The sequence below is a fragment of the Bradyrhizobium sp. CCGB01 genome (assembly GCF_024199795.1).
In the GTDB taxonomy this organism is placed as follows: Bacteria; Pseudomonadota; Alphaproteobacteria; order Rhizobiales; family Xanthobacteraceae; genus Bradyrhizobium.
The window spans coordinates 555,901-576,772 of sequence record NZ_JANADK010000001.1; the positions used below are offsets into that span (position 1 = coordinate 555,901).

Genomic DNA, 20,872 nt, shown 5'->3' on the forward strand with positions numbered 1-20,872 from the left:
GCGATGACCGTTACCACGCGTATCCATTGTCTGACCGACGTCGAGCCGACCGCATTCCACGGAGCGGGCGGAGATAAGGCCTATGCCGTAAATCTCAACATCGAGTGCGAGGCGGTGCTGCCGTTCGATGACACTGCAAGGAGTGAGGCTCGCGCGGCATTCGACCTGTTTCTTCAGAAAGCGGCTGCGGCCGAGTTCCACTTATTCAAGGTCACGTTCGGCCAATTGCCGGCGCCACACACCGGCAAAACCGGAATCACGAAGCTGGATTGGCTCTACAAGATCGGTGAGGGAGGAGGGCGGGTTCTATCCGAATCCGCAATTGCAGATAACAAAATTTTGTTGGCCTGGCTCGAGGAGGGAGCAGCCGTCCGGCGCGCCGACGCATTGAAGAGAAGCATCAAGACGACTGAGGCCGACAGGCAGGCCGAGGCGGCCGCAGCGGAAAGGAGCTATTGGCTCATTGCGTCCGGGGGCAATGGCAGCGACAAGATCGACCAAACCGAAATCGGCGCAACACATGAACTGCGCTCGGCACATGCGTGGAATGCTCCCGTCGCACACCGCTTCGGACTGACCAAGCTTCTGTTGCTGCCGTTTACAGATGCGGACCTGAAAACCGACGGGATTTTCTACCTCGTTCTGCCGTCCTTCGACGGCAACCCTCCTGTACCCGACATATCGGCCACCGCTCCGTTCGACGACGGCAGCCCGGCCGAGACGGTCGATATTCCCTACGATTTGAACGCAGGCTTCGTGCATCCGACCGTTTGCCGTGCCGCCCGACTGTTGCTCCCACAGGACGACTTCCCGGGCCTGGTTGGGGCGGACGGCTTTCTCAAGGTCGACCAGCAACCGGACCAAGTTCGCCGGCTGCTCAACTGGTTCGAACAGGGCGCCGCGTCGTTGATATCGCCTTTGCCCGGGCTCACGCGTGATCAGGCGAAGAATGGCGTCTCGGTGAGCCATCTGTTCGCACCTAGTTGGACCACGAGCGGAGTTGAGCCAAATCTGACGTTTGAGCTCAAAGCGTTCGGGACGGCATGGCGCCTAGTAGCATCGTTGTGCATTGCGCTCGATCCGATGATCATCGGCTTGATGCGGCCGGCGCTGAAGCCTGCCTCGGCCGTTGAACTTGATCCGCGTCCAGAGGGACAAGTTCTATCGATGCTCGTGTCAGGCATCTTGCGTCAACTCGATCAGGTTCGCCTCACCGATGCGGCCGTATTCCCCACCGGAAAATTGCCAGATGAGATGATCATCGCTGGCGCGGTGCGAGAGTTCCTTCAGAAAGGCGATCTGTTCGACACGGCCCCCGAGAAATTCGGCCAAGCGCTCAGATACATTCACGGCATCGGGCCGCCGGATGCAAGCTCGCCCGCTGAGGACGTCCTGCTGGATGTCCTCTTCACGTGTTTTTTGGCGGGACCCGGGCAGCGTATCGCCCTCGATGCGACGCGGGTGAAAAAGATCGCGAGGTTCGATCCGAAAACGGGGAACCCGGACGGCTTTGGCCCGGATCCTCTAGCGCTGGCGATTACCAGAAACAATGAGTTACATAAGGAGGCTGGGTTTGAAGCTGCCATCCTCCGCTTCTTTGAAGCGGCGGCAGTCAAACCTGCGACAGGACCACAACCGTCGATCTCTACGCTGGTTTCCGAACAACTCGCCAAATCCGTCGCCGACAAAGCGGGCCTTGATGCAGGGAAGATAGTAACGCCGGTCGCAAAAGCCTGGCAGGAATTCCGTACCACGCTGGAAGGCGCCTTCAATGGCGCCGAAGCTGCACGACGCTCGGCAGGGGCCGACTTGTTGACGGCGCTCCTTGGTCCGCAAGGCGGACAGCCGTTAAAAGCGATGCAGGACACCGTTTCCTCACTCGCGACGTTGATTTTGGATGGCAGTAAATTTTCCGATTGTCTGTTCCGGAACGGCACCGGGTGTTTTGCGGACATCATCAAAAGCCTGCCGAGGCCGGAGGCTCCTGACGCCATCAAGGCCGACGATACGTTCCTGAAAATACTGGAGGAGGCCCATACCGACGCGATGGCACCGCTTTCGGATTTCGTTAGCGAGTCGGCTCAGTTGCCGATGCGCTTCGTCCCCGACAATGTTCCGCATCCACTGCCCGTACAGATCGGCGATAGCCTCGCGGCGGCGGACGTCGATCGCTTTGCACGCCATTTCAATGGCATTGCGGTAGCGATCCGTCGCGTGGACAACGACAATTCGCCCTTCGTGCATCTCAACCTTGCGAGCCTGACCTGGACCGGCGCCAAAGGCACGGACGGCAAGTTCAAGTTCGCGGAGGCTGCCGACGAAAATGGCGCCATTCATCCGATCTTGCCAGCGTTGGTCGATGGACGAAGTGCGCTGTTCTTGAACTATGAGGGCTTCCCCTTTGCCAGCACGGCGTTTTCCACGACGGTGCCATATACCGATGACGAAGAAACCCCGGCGCGACGTCCGCTCAATATACATGAAGTCGCCGATTACACAGGCGACTGGTTGAAAAAGATGCCGCCACGACTAGCCTACGGCCGTACGTTCGAGACCTTCGCTTTCGTTACGACCAATTCCGGGTCGCTGCCGCCGGCGCTATTTAGCTCGGCCGATACTCCGTGGCGCTCGGCCAAGGACATCGTGGCGAAGAAAATCGACGAGGCGGTGAAATCAAAAGCCCCGTGTCATCGGCGGACTGCGGTTGGTCGCATTGCGATCACGGAACTAGCCGGCAACAAGGGAGGTGCGGGCAGTAAACGTATTGGCGGAAGCTTGCCCGGAGTTTATCCGCTGGCCACCGATTATCCGCGGTTGATACTTTCCACTTGCGATCCAGCCACACCCGATGCGGTCGACCTCATGCGTCTCGCCGACGGCAGCGGCGGCTTCATTTTTCCGACCGAAATCGGCGAAGCCAAACGAAGCAAGCTTGGGCTGGCCGACCCAGACTGGCTTGGCGGCAAGGGCAGGTTGGACATAGGCATCTTCACGTTGCCGGCGCGCCTCGACACCGTCGCCGATGTTTCGATTTCGAACATTCCCGGCGGCGGCTCAGGCTTCAACGGGAGCGGCGAACTATTCCTGTCCGTCGAACGGAAGGCAAACGCCGTCGACACGTATACGGTTGCTCTTTACGTCGATGCGACGCCGCTTGGTCATACCGAACTGGTCACTCGCATAGACCGAGGATGGTTCCGCCTGACGCTGAGGGCGGAGGACGTGGGCAAGCCGGTCGTGTTCTCCTTCGCCGAGCCTGAGGGGCAAGGGGGCGCGGGCCACGGAATCCGGGATACTCCATTGCTTTTGCTCGCACCCGCGCGCGAAGGATGGCAGTCCGGTCTGGCGGAACCAATCCACGCAAAAATCGATGCTCCACGCACGGGCTACCTCGATTTCGAACGCTGGTTTGCCAATGCCGACTTGCGGACAGACGTCTTCATGGGCGTCGACAAAGCAACGATGTTTTTCGACGCGTTGCTTACCGCCTATGTAATGCGGCACCGCGATAAAGATCTCGCCGAAAGTCTTTCCAATCTGCCCGATCCGTCGGTCGTCGCACTGCGCGTGACCCTCGCCGTTGCAGACCGGCTTGGGGAACAGCCGGTAATTATGCTGCAGAAGGATATCGAACTGAAAGATCTGCTGGCGTTGGTCGTAAAAGCGATTCCCTCGGACGGTACCGAAGACGGTGTACCGGTGCGGAAGAAAGCCTGGAGCGTCAAGGATCTGAAATCTCAAATATTTGAACGGGTCCGTGACAAGTTTACCTTCGACCTTGCGGTGTCACCAGGTGCGTTGAGCCTGACGGTGAGCGTGGACCGCGCGCACGACGCCGGATCCGGCGGCAGGATCATCGTTCAAGTGCCGGCGGGTGTCGTTGCTCAGTTCTCGATCGCGCCAATGGTGGAAGCGAGGCATTTCTCCGAGAAAGTCCACGCGGGTATCACCTTCCCGAGCGTGTGTCACCCTGGCTTGCTACAGCATGTTGCAGCAAACTATGGCTCTCTGCTGGTGTTCCCGGCGACCGCGCTTCGCATTGAAACGATGGCCGATGTTCTCGTCAGTCAAGACAGGGCGACCGAGCTTGCGCGTCGAATCGTCACCGTCACGCCAGTGCAGTCGGCGCGGCGCTACGATCTTACGTCGCGCGGCGATATCGAGGGCCTGCGGTGGCCGCTGGCGACGGATCGCAACGATTGGCGAATGATCGGTGAGATTGACATCACCACTCAGCGATGGCGTGTAACCGGGAGGCCGATTTACAATTTCGTGAATCCCCGCGAGTTTCGCGCCGACGGCAAGACAGAGGATGCAGTCGTCCATTCCGCGCTCGCGCTTAGAAATCCGAAAAACGACGCTCTGTCGTCCTTCGAGACGGAAGCCTTTTTCGACCGGATCAATCTCGATTCCGAAACGGTGATTCAGCGGCTTCTTCCCTTGCCCTCGGCCACGGTACTGCAGACCTTTCCCTGGAACGATCCCTCTGCAACCTATTTCCGCCATCACTTCAGACTGCGATCGCGATACGCAGGAGCTCTCGTCAATCAGAACCGGCGCAGCGTTCCTGCCTGGCCCGCTCCCGATCGCAATGCGCCGGATCCCCTTCAGGAATGGACGCTACGCGTGGCGATGCTAGCGGATCACTCCAACCTTACGGTGACTCGACCGCAACTCCGCGCATTGATTCCGCTCACGACATCAACTGGGGCGGCCTCGCTCTCGCGCTCGACACCGCCCTTGCTCGCCGTGCTGCAGGAGCCGCCGTTCGCGCAGGCCGGCCTCGCCGACCGGATCGCCGCGGAGATTAGCACCGGCTTCGGTTACGGCTTCGATGCGCCCCGGGAAGATGAAGAACCGGATCACGTCGAACGGGTACATATCCTCGATTCACGCAAGGAGGTCGGCCCGGATCCGCGCTCGACATACCGGGCAATGCCGAAGGAAAGAGCCTTCGGACTTACGATGCGCGCTGAAGGTCCCTTGGGCCTTACATTCGATCAGCAGAATGCTCCCGCGCCCGCGTTTGCCAATTCCCTGCTGTCGCTTATGCCCTTCAGCGTCACCGAAGTCAGCCAGCCGGTGCTGGAGGAGCACTTTTTGGGCGTCGCGCTGCGGCGTCATATCGATCCAAACTGGATGAACGTCAACCCGATCCATTCAGGGAAAAATATCTCATTCGATCCAGAACGGGCGGCATGGATTGAATTGCCAGATGCTGCCCGTCGGCACGGCAATTCGCCTTATGAGATCATTCTCAAGCATGGAAGCACCTCTGAAGAGTTTCTCAAGATCGCCACCGGGACGGCTGGCACCAAGCCGCGAGAAATTCGGATCGCAAAGGTGATGCTCGATCCGGTACCGGCGCGCCCCGGCGACCGCGATGTGGTCATCGCGCATTTCAGTCCATCGCAAATCGCACGGCTCGTACTCCTGCACCAGCCCGTTGCGCCCAAACGTTATTCGACCTCGATCCTCGGCTTTCCAACCTCCGCAAAGGATACTGACGACAACAGTCAGAATATCCTGCCTCTGGTGCTCGCAAGCTTTGAATGGTCACCCCGCCGAATTGTCGATCTGGAGTCACAACCGGAGTCAGAGGAAATAATAGAAGCGACCATCTGGCTCGACGAGGCAGCGGTGTGGCCAGGAACGATGAGTGCGCGTACGTTCCTTTCCTGGACGCGCACCGGGATCGATCACGATCGCGGCCGCATGCTGACGTTGAGCCAGGAGTCCGGGCAGATGGAAGTTGAGTCGTTCGATTTTGGGGATGTCGAAGCCTGGATTGACGCCAGTAACGTATTTTCGCTGCGCCGGGGCAACACCGGAATTGGCGTACCGATCTGGGCGGTTAGTTCGACGTTCGCGGAAACCTCGTTCCCGGTTCACATTCATCGACACCTTGCCGTGATCAGCACGCACTTTGCTGATGGCGCGGGAAGGCCGGTCGAGGCGTTCTCGCGCGCCGACCTGGTAAAGGGCAAGACAACGAGCCTGATGGCTTTGAACGATCGAAAGAAGATATCCTGCTGCCGCATCGTTGAATTCGAAACCCCAGCCATGATCTTGACGGGGACGCCATCGGATTTGATTCCCGATACATACAAGACGGCATATTTCGATCTGAGATCGAGCGGATATAAGTCCGGTTCAATCCGGCTCTTCTTCCGCTTTGTCGGATTGCCCAATCATTTGCGGGATTTCGAGAGCCTTCAGGTGAGCCTTGCGAACACAGACGGCTCCGGCGCACAGACCGTTTCCTTTGGTCTTGCGTCAACCGGATCGCAGTTCGCGCTCGGCATTTGGCTCGAGCTTACGGCGAGTGCAGTTATCGCTTCACGTCTGAATTCAGATGGCAGCGTGAGCACCCTAAAGCCGGCCGACATCGTGATTACGCGCGCGAACCCGGACGGTAGTGTCAGCCCGGTTCCGCCGGCAGCAGTGCTTGTACCAACCGATCCTGGCTTCATCCTTTCGATAAAGGCCAGGGAAAAGGCCGGTGTGAATACTGTCGGCCTCTGTTTCTGGGCAGATGTATCCCTACTTCATTCCAAAGGCGCCGGAACATCCGGTGACTTCGATTTCGATTGGCTCTTTTCCCAAGCAGCACTCGGGGATGCTCTGGAGGCAGTCCGTCCTCAGGCCTTGGCTGTCACGAACGAGACCCAGGCACGAATTATCGCGGTTTCGTCACCGATTCCGTCTTCGGGCCAGAAATAGATCGGCGGTCTACGACCGGTGGTCCATCCGCTTTTGCGAAGCGGCGGGCCTCGAATTAGCACGTTCTCCACGGTGGGGGGATACAGTTTAACGGCTAACCGTAGACGGAAAGCGCATTGACGTGCCGAATTGCCTCAAGGCTGATGCCTCGTTCCGCCATGAGAGCGGCTGTCTTCGGGACCGCCAGTGGGTCGGATGCCGCCCAATCGCAAGCCGAGTTCGTGCTATGCGTTCCGACGCGAAATTCCTGACGATGTCGGTGAGGCGCGCTCATTCCCCATTTTCGTGTTTGGGCAGATCGAGAACGCCGCGGAGTAGCCGCGGTCTAGGCGGAAGTCGGTTCATTCAAAATGTTAGTCCGCTCCAGCCCAGATTGTTTTTGAAAGGTCCCGCCCGGCGTCGGTACCAATTTTCTAAGAGTCGCTGGTGCGTCTGGCGCTTGGGGGGACCGCTTCGACTTGAGGGGTTCATTCAGCGGCCTACCCACATACTCCGAGAGGGTATCGCTAGCCAAAATCCGCGATCATCTCGCTTTTTCGCGAATTTTGCTGACGCGGCATTTTCGACTTTTTCAACACAATCGCCCGCCATGAGGGTGGTGATCGTACTGCTGGTCTGGACTAGGGCTAGGAGCCGTCGCAGGTTCTGTGGGACCGGCAGTTGGTTTTGTCGAAGCGAGCACCTTTGAATCACCCCAGGATCGCGGCGAGAACGCGCTTATCCGCTGTTTGGCATTCGTCTGAGGTAAGACCGTGGGAGTCGCGCGCTAAGTTTATAAAATACTCCTACAGGTCAGGAAAGATACAAGACTCGGAGAAGGTGTCGAATTCAGCGTCTGAACGGATTAATTTGTGATCGCAGCATGCGCGCGCCGCTCAGCAAGCGCTACGATCTTGTGAAGCTGCGTACGACCGCGGCGATGAATTTCTGCGATTAAGCGCGGGAAAGCTCGGCCGCCACTGCCCGATTGACGTCAGCCATGACATCGTCCATCGCCGCAAAGCTATGGGCGAAGTTTCGGCCTCGATATTCGACAACGCCCCCTGGGCCGTACTTGACCTCATAACCTCCGAAATGCAGTCCGAGCGTGAGCGGACGACCGACCTTGTCGAAGGCGAGAATCGCGGATCCGGAACTGCCGCCCAGAGTGGTCGCATCGTGCACGAAGGTCCGGGACTTGCTGTCCGAGGCGATCTTGCCGACCTCCAAGGCGATCTCCCCCGGTGAGAGACGTTTCAGTCCAGCCTGGGGACCCAGCAGGTCCATGAGCACGCTGTTGGGCAAGCTCGAGCCGGCGGCGGGGCCAGGGTAACCGAGAACAAAGATGTCTGTCGCGACCACAGTCTGGTCGAGCGGGAGCAAGGACGATGGGAGCGGGTCCGGTAACTGGACGGGACCCGCCCCGATCTTGAGAATGGCCAGATCAAGCCGGGCCATGTCGCTGCGATACGGGTCGACATATTCTTCGCCCGCGAACAAAATCGCCTCGATCGGATGCTGCGGAAGTGGCGCAGTCTCGTTAAACTGATGACCGAAGCAGATGGTCGGGCCGTGGTCAGAGTCGAGGTTAAGATGAACTTGCTTTGGATCCTTCGACACGACCTGCGCGACGTGGCGGTTGGTGACGACGCAACCCGGCCGTATCATCCAGCCAGTGCCGATATGGCGGCCGCGCATGTTGATGCGCCCAACCGATTGCGAGGCGGCCTTGAGTGCACCGCCGAAGTCACGCAATTTACGCCCCCAATCGCCGATCGTCCTATCGTTTGGATCAATTGTATCGTCATGCAACAGCAAGGCCGGTCGGCTGCCATCTGCCACGGCAATGGCCTCCAAGGCCATTTCTTCCGAGGCGGATAAGTTCGCGCCTGCACCATCGGTAGCGAGTTTTCCACCGGCCGAGCGCGCTGTCTCGACCAGCGCTCGGTCGCTATCCGTCATCTGCGCCGTGCCGCCACGCATCCTAACGATCTGATCTTGCAGTGCGGAAACAGATTGCTTGACCACGTCGGCGCTGATTGCGTCGTCCCCGGTCGCCTCCGTGGCGCGATCTCGACTTTCCAGGCCAGGCGCGCGATTGATTGCGGCGAGCGTTCCGATGCGACGCAGCTTCCCACCCGGGCTCCGGTCCATTGCTCCCCCTAGGTTGTGCTTTCAGATTGCACCAGTTCGCCGCAGGTGTAAATTTGTTCGTGACAATATTTCACGAACGAATTGCGGAGGATGATTTGGGCAGCGCTAAGGTCTGGCTGGTTGGTTCTGCTCCGGCCGGGATCCCGCGTCACTTCCAGGTCATTCCAGAGCTATCGCGACTAAGCAATGCCGGGTGATCTCTCACGTTTTTGGAACAAACTTGCGTCCTCGATGACGATCTTTCAGGGCCGCCGGAAGGCAACCGTCAGCGGCAACCTTCAGGCCATCGATGACGATAGCGAACTCATTCCCGCGCTTGCGCGCGAGGCCCTCGAGGCACGCCGGTTCGGCTGTGTCTGCTCCGTGGTGATCGATCGGCAGGGGAGGGGCAGCGGCTTTCTGGTGGGCGAAGATCTCGTCATGACCTGCTATCATGTGCTGCTGGACGCCAATGGCAAAATGGTTGCTCCTCGTCAGATCAAGTGCCGCTTCAACTTCTTCTCTGATGACCAGTACGACGATGATGAACATGAATGGATCGGCTTGCCGAATGATCCGGGTGAAGCGTTCGTGGCGACGAGCCCAACCGCGCCAGGCGATAAACCGAGTCTACTAGACGAGAAGGATTTTTTGGATGCTGAAAAGCATCCTTTGCTCGACTATGCGATTTTGCGCCTGACCACGCCCGTCGGTCGCCAGTCTGGCCGAACGCCAATGGATATTGAACTTCGGCCGCTCGGTTGGATAAGCATGAGGAAGATCGGAGCACAGTTCGGACCGAGGCTGTCGGTGTTTCAATTCCCCGAACGAACCTCCGGTGCAGGGTTTAGCCAAGACTCCATGCAGACCGCCGAGAGCACGTCAGCGAGGCTGATCGCGAACGGATGGCGTGGTCAATACGACGCGTCCACCCGCAAAGGCTCGTCCGGCTCGCCGGTGTTCGATGGCGTTACTCTGGTGGGATTGCACAACGCTGGACAATACGCCGGCGGCAAAGCCGACAATCGCTTCGTGCCGATCGACCGAATTTTAGCGGATATCGCCTTTAATAAGCAGGACGTCTACCACGAACTCGTGAGTTCGGACCCGCCTTCGATCGTCAAGCTCCCCTCATCGGGCGCGATCGACCCGAGCATGACGGAGCGCGTCAAGCAGGCGATAAAGGAACGGATCAAGGCGGCCGAAGCTCTCCTCGACAGGGAGGCACAGAACAACCTCATTCAGGTCAAGTTTCGCGCGCGCGATCTACCCGTCTACGTCAACCATGTCGTCTGCCGGGAGCCGCAGGATGAGATCGACCGCTTTCTGGAAAGGGTTATGGTGGGCGCCGCTCAGGTTGATGCCGGCCCCGCTCCGGAATTCATCGCGCGATATTTGCGCGGAGAAGATTCAACGACACTGACTTGGAGGATCGGCGGGATGACTTGGCCGAGGGTAAATACACCGCTCGAACAGGTCCGGAGCGATTTTTCAAATGCGCTGAAATCGAATGACTTTTCCCCGCGCACGTTGGTTGTTCTTTCAGCGAGTAGCCTTGCCAGGCGTTCGCCCCAGGAGGAGCGAGCCTACATGGAGATCCTCGGCGACGAGTTCGCGAACTACGTGAAGACAAACCGGGATCCGGCGTACGCATGGCAGGGCTTGCAGGCCCTGGTGGTCTATAAGTATGGCCCGAACCCCGCCTTAGATATCACGCAGATCGCACCCTTATGGAAGCAGCCGCCGCGGTATTGCGGGGCAAGCCTCGCACTTCCGAAGGTGACGCGCGACGAGATCGAGCCATGGCTGTTGAACGTGAATACCGCGTGGAGCAAGAGCAATACGCCGGTTAAATTTCCTGCTGAGTTCCATCCTGAGCAGGAGTTCTACATGGCAGAAGTGGTTGCAATGCTTAAAGCCCCGATCACTAATGCCGCCATTGCGCTGTTGAACGCTGAAACAAAGGCGAGCCGCTTATGACCGTATTCGATGCGCTTTCGTCGCGACCACCCGTCGCCATCAGCGGCCCGAGGTTGTTTGAGAATGACGTCGAGACAGATAAGGGCAGCCTTTATCGCTTTACATCAGCTATCGAGGCTGCGGTCGACGTGGCAATCGGACTGGGACGCCCTCTCCTTGTCGCCGGAGAACCAGGCTGCGGCAAGACCGAGCTCGGGTATGCGGTCGCCCGGCGACTTGGGGTCGAATCGCTCTACTTCTTTTCTACCAAGTCCTCCTCGGAAGCCCGGGAATTGTTCTACACCTACGACGCTGTGGGTCGATTTCGCGAAGCGCAGCTCGCTGCTGTGCAGGGACAAGGCAAGTCAGCGAAGGACGTGGCCACACCGGGCGACTTCATCCGCTATCAGGCATTGGGTCGGGCCATACTCGATTCGCACACACAGGTCGACGTGAAGAACCTTCTGAAAGGTCGCGGGCACGTTGCGCTGCCTGCCGAGCCGCGACGCTCTGTCGTGGTGATCGACGAGATTGATAAGGCACCGCGCGATTTCACCAATGATCTGCTGCGCGAAATTGAGGATCTGAGTTTTCGAGTTCCGGAGCTATCCAATTCGCCGGAAGAAGGCGACGGAACGCCGCCCGGATCACGAATTCCTTTCGAACGAAGACCCATTATCATCGCGACCTCGAACGAGGAAAGCCAGATGCCGGATGCATTTCTCCGACGCTGTATTTTTTTGGCCATCGAATTCCCCGATCCCGCTGTATTGAGGGAGATACTCGACTTGCATCTCGAAAAGCTGGACGGCGGAGATAACGGGACATCCGAACGCGCGAGCCTGCTGATCCTCTTCGACGAACTCCGTAAAGGCGGTATGCAGAAGAAGCCCGGCATCGCCGAGCTGATCGACGCAGGGCACGTCATGACCAAGCGCCCTGCGGGCGTGCCGTTTGGCGAGTGGCTCGTCCGATTGGCACCGGCCTTGGTAAAATTAAAGACCGATCTGCCGGTATTCAGCCGTGCGCTCGCCGCCTTGAGCGGTCCACCTCTCGCCAGTCAGGCGGAATAACCGAAGATGTCGGACGCGTCGGCCGAACGGATTAGGATCGAGCCCGACGATTTGGTGGACGCATTCGAGCGAGCCCGCCGATCAAGTTTCAGTGGCGATCGGGCCTGGCGCATCACACCGTCGCAACGACTGGACCTGCATCGCCTCGTGGCTGCGTTGCGAGGCGAGCACGGGCCGGCGCGGGAGGGCGCTCCGTTGGAGGTCTGGCTCAACTATCTTGCGCCCATTTTAGCTGAGAGCGGACCGGCGCGAAGTCTTCTGCGCGAGGTGTTGCTTGAATTCGTCCTCCCTCCCAAACGTGATTCTGAATCGCGAAGTCTTTGGGCCAGGCTCCGCGCTCAACTTACGCGGCCTCGGGTACTCACGTTGGTGTGTTCGCTCATCCTCGTCGTGGGACCTACTGAAAGCTTGAACATAAGCGAGCTCGACAAAACAGGATGGTTGGCCCGCCCGATCCAAGGGCGCGACATACCCGGTTTGCCCTTTCCCCCATATGCTAAATTGAACGTACCGGCTTCGGACGCCTATGGCGACGCTATGGGTGTGACGCGTCGACTGCTCAGGGCGCCGGACATTAAGACCGGCGGGCTTACGCCTCGTCAGCTCGCGGCAGCACACGCCGGCGTAACGCCGGCGCTTGGCACCCCGGATTCATTGCTGGTCGCCATGCTGCGCGGCTGGCCCGTACCGCCCGACGAGCCAATCACGCCAGATGCGCGGGGCATTGTTACCTTGAAGCGGCTTACCGCGGAGGTAGCAGCAATTTCCGCAGGACTGCCACGCGTCATGTTCGAGGACCTCATCAACCAGGACAGCGGTATCGCGCCGCTGCCAGTCGCGAGCAGTCCAACGACGGTTCCGAATGCGTGGTCCCGATGGTGGCTGGCGACAGGCGGTCTCCCATTGGTAGTGTTCGTCCTGTTTGCGGCTCTCCTATTCCGCCGCCGTTGCGAGGATCTGGTAGAGCAATGGATCAGGGACGACGAGCGCGCAATCGGAGGACCGCCGGCCGTCGAAGGCATTCGGCAGACCAGTGGCCCGCTCGAGTGTCGACTGCCGGAACCTCTGATCACCCGCGAAAGCCTGCGCAGGCTCATGCGCTATCGTCCTATCGTGGGCAAGCGTCTGGATGAACGGCGCAGTGTCAGGGCCGTTGTGCGGCAGGCAGGCTACGCCAATCCAGTCATGCGAAAGGTTCAGCACGTCATCGACTACCTGATCCTCATCCAACGTTGGCAAACTCATGATCATGAACGTATGCGAGTGCGCCATCTCGTGGACGTGCTGGCAAAGAAGGGTCTCTCGATCAGCGTTTATGACTACGAGCGCGATCCTCTGATGGCCCGGCGCGCGGTCCGCTCAGGGAATACGGAGCAGCTCAGCGGGTTTTACGGCCGCGAGGAAATGCTCGACCTGCCGACCCTACGTGACCTTCATCCCAACTCACGTTTGGTCTTGGTGACCGATGGAAGAGATCTCGTTGATCGCGTCACCGGCAGGGTGCGCGACGAGGTCGTCCGGAGCTTCTCGTTCTGGTCGGAGCGGATGGTCCTGACGCCAGTTCCGGTCGGCGATTGGGGGGAGGTGGAATTTGCCTTGTCCCGCGATTTGGACGCCCCATTGGGCCGTGCGACGCAAAGCATGGCGACCGACCTGGCACGGGGCTTCCAATCCGCGTTCGGACACGCCAGGCACCGGCTGGCCCTTGAGCGCGCGAGGGGAGTACCGGGCTTGCGCAAGCTCGATGCCTGGTGGCAGGAGGTGGCGAGTGAATTTGGCTCTGACGCAGCGCCGGCGTCGGGCCCTCATTTGCTTCCCGACAACCCGCTGATCGTGACCGATCTTGAGCCTGCCCGCGAGATCATAAGTGAGACAATGGCTGCGCTGCGGCGCTGGCTGGGTCCGCGTGGATTTCTCTGGCACGCCGCGTGTGCAGTCTATCCGCAGCTACGGTTCGACCTGACAGTGCACATAGGGACGCACCTACGTGCTGGACCCCACCTTGAAGCCCCCGAACTGTTTCGTGATTTGCCCGGGGACCTCAGGATATTCGAGCGACTGACCGCGTTGCCCTGGTTCCGCACCGGACGAATGCCAGAGTGGTTGCGACGCGAAGCTCTCAGCCAGATTTCAGCTGACGACCTCAAGCGCGCCAGCAAACTAATTCGCTCGTTATTTGGCGCCACTTCGAGCAAACCGCAAACTCAATTGGCTATCTGGTGGCCGTTCACCGGCGCCTTGACAATACCTCCGGACGCCGTGATGGCGTCTGCGCTAGACGGGAATGTACGCGTGGAAGCACCCAGGGTACTCCCGGAGCGTGAAGCGTTACTGCAAAGCGCTGCGCGATCGGCCATATTCTGGCAAGACGCACAGTTTGGCGGATTTTTGGCTGTCGCTGGGCTTGGCGCTGCGTGGCTTGCGCCAGACTTGGCAAAGAATACCCAGAGCTTGGGCGCTTGGTTGCCGGTTCTGGGATTCCTGCTGGCATGCGTAGGTGTCTGCTTGCTCGTTTCCCTGCTGCGAAGGGCCGGCCCGGCGCCTCCGGCGCCAGCGTTACCGCATTCTCAGGCCGCTCAAGAAAGTGGCGAGGTTCTGCGCTCCTCCACAGCGACTAACGCCGCCGCTACGGACAAGGAGGCACCAAGATGAGGACAAGCATCAATTCCTTTGCTTCCTCCGCGTGGCTCTGGCTTGTCGGTATATTCCGCATGGCCCTCTGGAATCCTCGAGGGATGCTGGGGGTTGGTTTCTTGGCATTTCTGCTGGCAATCTCATCCGAGGACTGGATTACAAAGGTGTCGCCCTATTGGGAAGGCGAACCTGTAACTCATGCTGCATCTCTTCTTAGCCTTGACTGGTTTGGCGAGAACCAAATCGAATTTTTGGAGCAAAGCCAGAGAGCAGCTTACTTTTCTGCAGGCGGAACGATGCAGAGAGAGCAGCCGATTTTTCCTAGCGAGAAACAGCCATACGATGCATCAATCAAGCAAGTGGGGCCAGAGACATTTTCAACATTCCGAGACAGACGCATCGAAGCTGTGGTGCCCGGCGGGCTCATTATCAACCATCCGAACGGCTCGCTATATCTCACCGGTGCGGCCCGACTTCGTGACACGAGCGGCAACTATCGCGCTATTTCGGCCAACGCACCGGATCCTCGCAGCATCTGGAAAGTGCCGCAGGACCGCGAGTCCACACCATTTGTGGAAACCAAACAGGCCCAGCAGTTCTTTCCGATTTTCAGTTGGAACGCCAACATCACCGCCATGCTTGCCCTCCCATCCCCTCGCCAGCTAGCCGTTGGCGGGGCCGATGGCCACGTTGCGGTGATCTACGAGGAGCGAACCGGTGCCGAAAGCCGTGACGCGCATCGAGCACCTGTTTTGGCACTTGCAACGAGTAGAGCGTGGAAGGATCAAGCGAGGGGGCCGCGCGTCGTCTCGGCAGCGAGCGATGGATCCATCAAGCTGTGGTTCGAGAACTCCGACAACTTTCTTGAATCCAAAAATATTTCGTTTCCCGAAGATGCTCTGCCCATTCTGGGTCCCGACAGCTTGGAGATGTCGAGAGACGGCACTCTTCTCCTGGTGAGAACTGTTTCCGGCTATTTCTATGCTAGCGACGTTTCTAAGCTCGATAACGAGAAGATGGAATTGGTCCGATTAGATCTCGACTTTGTGGCAACGGCCTCCGTGATGGGATCGGGCAAAACGCTTTATGCGGCCGCTGCTCAGGATTGCTCGATCCGGGAGCTTAGGCTCATGTCTTCGGATGAGACCGGCGATGGCGGCATCACGCCAGCTCGCCTGAGTTTTCGTCCTTCGACAACGACAATCTTGAGAGGACACGGCCGCGTTATTGGACGCCTTGTCGTATCTGAAGACGGGCGATACTTGGCAGCTGCTGACCTTAACCGAAGAGTCCGGATTTACGACCTGCCAGCCTATCGGCGTCTTGCGGCGCTGCCATTTGCTGCCCTTCCAACGGGACCAGAATGTGAAAATACGACCGTCACGCAAATTCCTGAGGAAGAACCGTTAGCAGGCACGGCCGTCAACAAGCGTAGCTTCTACTACGGTGAGCTTGATCGATATCCAGAGTTTGGTCCGCGCATCAGTTGCGAAGAAGCTTCCACGCGAGGAGGGGTAGAAGCATTCGCAAAACAACTATGCGGCGGCGTTCAGGAAGTAACGCTAACCGTAGCTAATAGTATTGCAGGCAACAAATGCGGCTATACTCGCTTCGAGGTCGTTTGCACTGGATCGAAGAAGTAATTCTTGTTTCGGTTCAAATCGAGTGGGGGCCGTTCGGTTCCATCTGCCCTTTTCTCCGCCCAGACTACGAAACTGATGCAGTGGCGCATCCATGAAATCCGGTATCGCGGGATCATCCCACTGCCCTTTTCAACGTCTTGGGCCATTTGCAACCGTACTTCTCGGAGACCGAACCGCTGCCGTGCCCCTGGATGAAATCCGCGACCTGGGCGTGCATCCCAACATCGCGAGACTGCAACTTCCAGCGGTGCCGCCAGCCGTGTTTGAGCCAAACGTTGTGATCGACGGGTAGCTTCCCGACCATTCCGCTAATCGCTCACCGACTTTCTGGTAGTGAGGGTTCGCTCCCTTCCCGCCGCGTGATCGCGCCGGTCGTAGAACAGCGGTTTTCGAAGCTTCTTGCGCTCTTCCACATACGCAAGGAGACCCTGTTCGATTAGGTGCGAATGGATCGGCACGATGCGCTTCCTTTTGCCCTTGCCGCGCTCCTTGGGCAGGCTGAAACAGAGGACGCCTTGAACCGTCACGATGTCCGAAGGCAGGAGCGAAGTGATTTCGTTTACGCGAGCGCCGGTATAGGCGCGGATCCAAGGAATCCAGCGACTCGCCGCGGTCATTTCGCCGGAAAGCAGACGCGAGCCCTTCTGGAGGGTCGCGGCCAGGATGGTGCGCGCGTGTTTGTCGCTAAATCCCTTCTCGTCATCGTCCCTTTCGGTCTCGACGTTTCGAACCACGACGCCGGCGACCGGATTGACGGCCAACTTGTCCTCGTCGATCTGGCAGGCAGCCTTCAGAGCCGCGGGATGGACATCCTTGACGGTCCGCGGCGCGCGCCTCCTGACGTCCCGGCCAATCCTGACCTGCTGGAGAAGTGCGTTCTTCCAGTCGATGACCTGCTTCTTTGTCACCTTGGCGAGATTCGAATCCTTCGCCCAATCCTTGAACTCCTGGATGACCGGCCGCCATCGCTCCAAGGTCGACGCGGCCAACCTCGTGGCTTCGGCGCACCTGTCGAACCAGGTCAGGCATTGGGCCTCTCGGGTTCAGGGGGCGGGTAGTTTGCTGCGTGGGCAGAAGGCGAGAAGTCGCCGTTCGCCTCCCGAACCAGATCCGCCGTCGCATGGCTTATCGCCTTGAAGAAGGCGCAGACGAACTGCGTTTGACTTTGCGTATCAAGCCGCAGCTTCCTCCACTCTAAGAAGCTCGGAATCTCGTTCCAATAGGCGAACAGTTGGCCAATTGACATGGCCGAAGACCGGCTTCGACTTTTTCTTATGGAGTTCCTGCCGCCTCGTAAGCCTTAGAGGTCGGATCATTTGAATGTTCTTCGAGACATGCGCGGTAGTAATAGGCTGAGCGCTGTCAGTGGCAGGTCCTCGGTCACGGGGTCGGGCAGGCCGGCCCGGCGTGCTCGAATTTCTTCTGCCATTTCGGTTTCGAGCTCCAGGGACAGGTTGACGCAACGGATCGTGGCGATTCGCTTGTCTTCCGTCTTCAGCGAGCGCCAGACCTCGTTCCGGCCGACGATCTCACGGTAGCGCGCAGGGACGCGCTTCGTTAGCCAATAGGATTTGCTCTTCTTGTCGCGCAGGACGGCGGTGGGCATTCGGAGGACGAGACCGCAACAATTTGGACGGAGTGAGCTATTTCCGTCGGCGGATTAGGAATCTCTCCCTCTTCGCGATGCGATCCAAAAGCGTTGACAGAAAACCGGCGGCTGGGCGGACGACGACGTCGTGCGGTACCGGAGGCAGCCCGGACGGATGCACGCTCACGCCCGCGGTCGTATTAGTCGTCGCACGCTAGCCGAGTCGAAAAACTCGACAAAACAGATGCCCCATGTTCGCGCCGCACTGCCTCGAGATCTCGCATCACTCTCTCAAACCGCAAGCCGAATATTCGGATCGCTCCGGAACCGCTGGCGCGCCGCTCACACGCCTGAGCCGCTATCAGCCGGCAAATGCTTGGTGCCGCCGGTATCGACCGCACAGAAGCGATCGATGTAGGGACCGCCATCGTTCGGCGCATTGCCCCATGCTATGCCATTCGCGACCTGCAACCAGGCTTTCCAGAGCTTCGTCGCGTCCGTAATCGAGCCGCCCAGCGCATCGAAAAAATTCGGCGTTGCGAAGGTCGGCAATGGTTCGGTGCCGGTGTTGCCGTGGCCCTTTCCGCCGAACATGATGTCGGTGATTTCCCAGCCGGTCTGGCCGATCCAGCCGATCATGACGTGGGGGCCGAACAACGCGCGCATCGTGGCGATCGTCGCATCTTTGCTGCAAACGCTGCAACCGCCCCAGATCACCAGCTTTGGGCCGGTCTGCTTAAGGCCGGTGCCGCGCGCGAGCTGCGTTACCTGCCCGTCATAGGTAATCGTCAATTTGTCATTGGCGAAGGCCAGATCGATCGTGCTGTCCTCATTGTAAAGCGACGAGACGTAGTGCCCGGCCAGAAATAACACATCGTCGCTGCGGCCGAACAGCGCCTTGATCGCAGCGAGCGATGGTTTGGCGCCGGTGACAACGGCGCCCTCTGATAGGCCGAGTTTCTCGGCCGCGCCCTTCCGAAATTGCTTGACGTCGCGCCGTGAGCCGAGCGACAGAATGCTGTACGTAGCCATCAATGACCCCGCAGTGTTTATGGTTGACTCGCGCTAATGAATCGGCGTGGGCAGCGCCGAATCCGATGCCTTAGCGACCAGATAGGTCGCGTGGGGCTTACCGCCATCGCCTCGTGGCTGGCAGCGTCGGCATCGTGCCGTGGAGATTCTGGATGGTGTCGAGAATGTCGGGCGGCGAAAGATCGCGCAGGCTGCCAAAAATCGCATTGCGAAATCGCCTGCATGGCCTTCTCATTCGGAAAAGCACCTGGGGTAGAAACAAATAGATTTGAAAAGGATGACCCCTACCACATTAGGGCATCGCCTTTGACAGCTCAAGGGTGGCTATGGGATGTCAGTGCGACTTTAGCGCGCGGGGCAGCGCCGGCCCAGGCGCGGGTAGCGACGTCCGGTGCCCTTGGTCGACGCTCCACACGACGGCAGTGTGGATCACTCGTTCCTTCTTTGCTGACCGCTTCGCGGAGCGCTTGCGCCAAGGGCGAGCGAGATGCTGCCTCAGCGGCCGAGCGAGCCATGATTAGGCACGTCCGGTCTCTCCATGCCCCACGCAACCTCGCGACGGCTTGCGAAACATTGTCGCGGGCCGGGTACTCTCGACAATGCCGAGGTTCTAACTCAAAATAGTGTGAAATCAGAAATCTCGCATGGGTTGAGGAGGCGAAGTGGCGGGCGACACCTTGGACGACGCAGTCTGTCGAACCTAAGACGAGCTGGAGACGGTAACGCGCGAGGGTGGATACTTCAGAGGGGGCGCTTGCGCCGCTGCCTAGCACCGCCCGCTCGCACAGCAGTTTGGAAGGCGAACGGCTAAGGAGGAAGACCATGACCTCTACCGCGGCCAACCACGACGCCGGCGCGACCGACGCCACGATCAAGATCGGCAACACGCAAACCTACAGCGGGCCTGCATCGTCGTACGGCATCATTGGCAGATCGCAGGCCGCCTATTTCGGAATGATTAATGAGCAAGGCGGCATCAATGGACGAAAGATTCAATACATCAGCCATGATGACGCCTACAACCCGCAAGAAGCGCTCAAGCAGGCGCGCAAGCTTGTCGAAAGCGATGAAGTGCTGCTCATGGTTCCACCCAGCAGCACTTTATGGATTAGAGAAACGCTCTCTTATCTCGACGGCAAGAACGTGCCGCTCATCGGCCATTGGCAACCCTCGTATCAGGGAGAAGCGCACGTCTACGGCGCCTACCTCGCCAAGAACCATCCGGACCATAAGGTTGCAATTCTCTATTCCGAATTCGCGGACAGCAGCGTAGCGGGTCTCGATCAGGGACTTGGAGCTTCTCGCGCCGAGCGCATTTCGGTCCCCGGGAACGCAGCCGCAAGCTTGGGCGCAGGTGCGCACATCCACATGCTAAAGCATATGGGTGCAACAGCCCTGGTGAGCTTCACCACGCCGATGTTTACTGCTGAAGCGATCAGAATGATGCCGGAGATCGGCTGGAAGCCGGCGGTGCATATTCTGGCCAACGCCTCGCTTCCCTTTGGCAGGGTTCTCAACCTGTCATCAGAGACATCGAAAGGCATCATTTCGGCGAATTATCTCAAGGATCCCGACGACCCTGACTGGAGCAACGATCCGGGGATGAGAACCTTCGTGGAGTTTCTCGAAAGAGCCTTGCCGAACGAAGACGAGGGCAACTACCTGCTCGCTTACGGCTACACCATGGCGCAGGGAATTGTGGCGTTGCTCAAGCAATGCGGCGATGTTCTGACGCGCGCCAACATGATCAAGCAGGCCAAAAACATGAACGATATCAAGTTCGACCTGCTCCTTCCTGGAATCACCTTCAACACATCGCTCAGGAAAAACCACGTTCCTATCCAGCAGATGCAGCTGAGCAGATTTGATGGGATGAAATGGATGCGTTTCGGCCCACTGATGGAAGCCATGGTCAAGACCAATTAATCTAGAGAGACGATGGCACGCGAAGTCACCCAGCAACGCTGATCCCGCGGCTCCATTTATGGGCCTTTGCGGGCGTGAAGACCAAGCCAGTGATCGTCTTCGTTAGCACCGGTGGGATGGTCGTAGCGAGGGCATGGGTGCCCGGATAATGGCATTTGCGATGAGAGCGGGACGCTGATCGG

At 58.9% G+C, this 20,872-nt stretch carries 10 protein-coding genes; 6 read left to right on the forward strand and 4 right to left on the reverse strand.

Annotated elements, in window-relative coordinates:
• Positions 1-3 precede the first annotated feature (3 nt).
• Positions 4-6,723, forward strand: a complete 6,720-nt coding sequence (locus NLM25_RS02455) for a hypothetical protein (protein ID WP_254135899.1) — start codon at positions 4-6, stop codon at positions 6,721-6,723.
• Positions 6,724-7,656: 933 nt separating this feature from the next.
• Here the strand turns inward: NLM25_RS02455 and NLM25_RS02460 are convergent.
• Positions 7,657-8,856, reverse strand: coding sequence for a serine protease (locus tag NLM25_RS02460; RefSeq protein WP_254135900.1), 1,200 nt, complete (start codon positions 8,854-8,856; stop codon positions 7,657-7,659).
• Between the two features lie 231 nt (positions 8,857-9,087).
• Here NLM25_RS02460 and NLM25_RS02465 point away from each other — a divergent pair, with 231 nt between their 5' ends.
• The 4 genes from NLM25_RS02465 to NLM25_RS02480 all read left to right on the forward strand — a co-directional run bounded on the left by NLM25_RS02465 (position 9,088) and on the right by NLM25_RS02480 (position 16,144).
• Entirely contained in the window at positions 9,088-10,815 is a 1,728-nt protein-coding gene (locus NLM25_RS02465; RefSeq protein WP_254135901.1) for a serine protease, read from the forward strand.
• A complete protein-coding gene (locus NLM25_RS02470; protein ID WP_254135902.1) occupies positions 10,812-11,867 on the forward strand; it encodes a MoxR family ATPase in 1,056 nt (351 codons plus the stop codon). Before NLM25_RS02465 ends, NLM25_RS02470 begins: the two co-directional genes overlap by 4 nt.
• 537 nt (positions 11,868-12,404) lie before the next feature.
• Entirely contained in the window at positions 12,405-14,519 is a 2,115-nt protein-coding gene (locus NLM25_RS02475; RefSeq protein ID WP_254135903.1) for a hypothetical protein, read from the forward strand.
• On the forward strand, positions 14,516-16,144 hold the full coding sequence (locus NLM25_RS02480) for a WD40 repeat domain-containing protein (RefSeq protein ID WP_254135904.1): 1,629 nt from the start codon (positions 14,516-14,518) through the stop codon (positions 16,142-16,144). Before NLM25_RS02475 ends, NLM25_RS02480 begins: the two co-directional genes overlap by 4 nt.
• A 308-nt stretch (positions 16,145-16,452) precedes the next feature.
• Here NLM25_RS02480 and NLM25_RS02485 read toward each other — a convergent pair whose 3' ends face one another.
• The 3 genes from NLM25_RS02485 to NLM25_RS02495 form a co-directional block, all read right to left on the reverse strand.
• Complete coding sequence (locus NLM25_RS02485) at positions 16,453-17,133, reverse strand: hypothetical protein (RefSeq protein ID WP_254135905.1); 681 nt, start codon at positions 17,131-17,133, stop codon at positions 16,453-16,455.
• 323 nt (positions 17,134-17,456) lie between these two features.
• Positions 17,457-17,750, reverse strand: a complete 294-nt coding sequence (locus NLM25_RS02490; RefSeq protein ID WP_254135906.1) for a DUF6538 domain-containing protein — start codon at positions 17,748-17,750, stop codon at positions 17,457-17,459.
• 324 nt (positions 17,751-18,074) lie between these two features.
• Positions 18,075-18,764: a hypothetical protein gene (locus NLM25_RS02495; RefSeq protein WP_254135907.1), complete on the reverse strand. Its 690-nt coding sequence runs from the start codon at positions 18,762-18,764 to the stop codon at positions 18,075-18,077.
• Between the two features lie 822 nt (positions 18,765-19,586).
• Here NLM25_RS02495 and NLM25_RS02500 point away from each other — a divergent pair.
• Positions 19,587-20,690, forward strand: a complete 1,104-nt coding sequence (locus NLM25_RS02500; protein WP_254135908.1) for an ABC transporter substrate-binding protein — start codon at positions 19,587-19,589, stop codon at positions 20,688-20,690.
• The last annotated feature ends 182 nt before the right edge of the window (positions 20,691-20,872 follow it).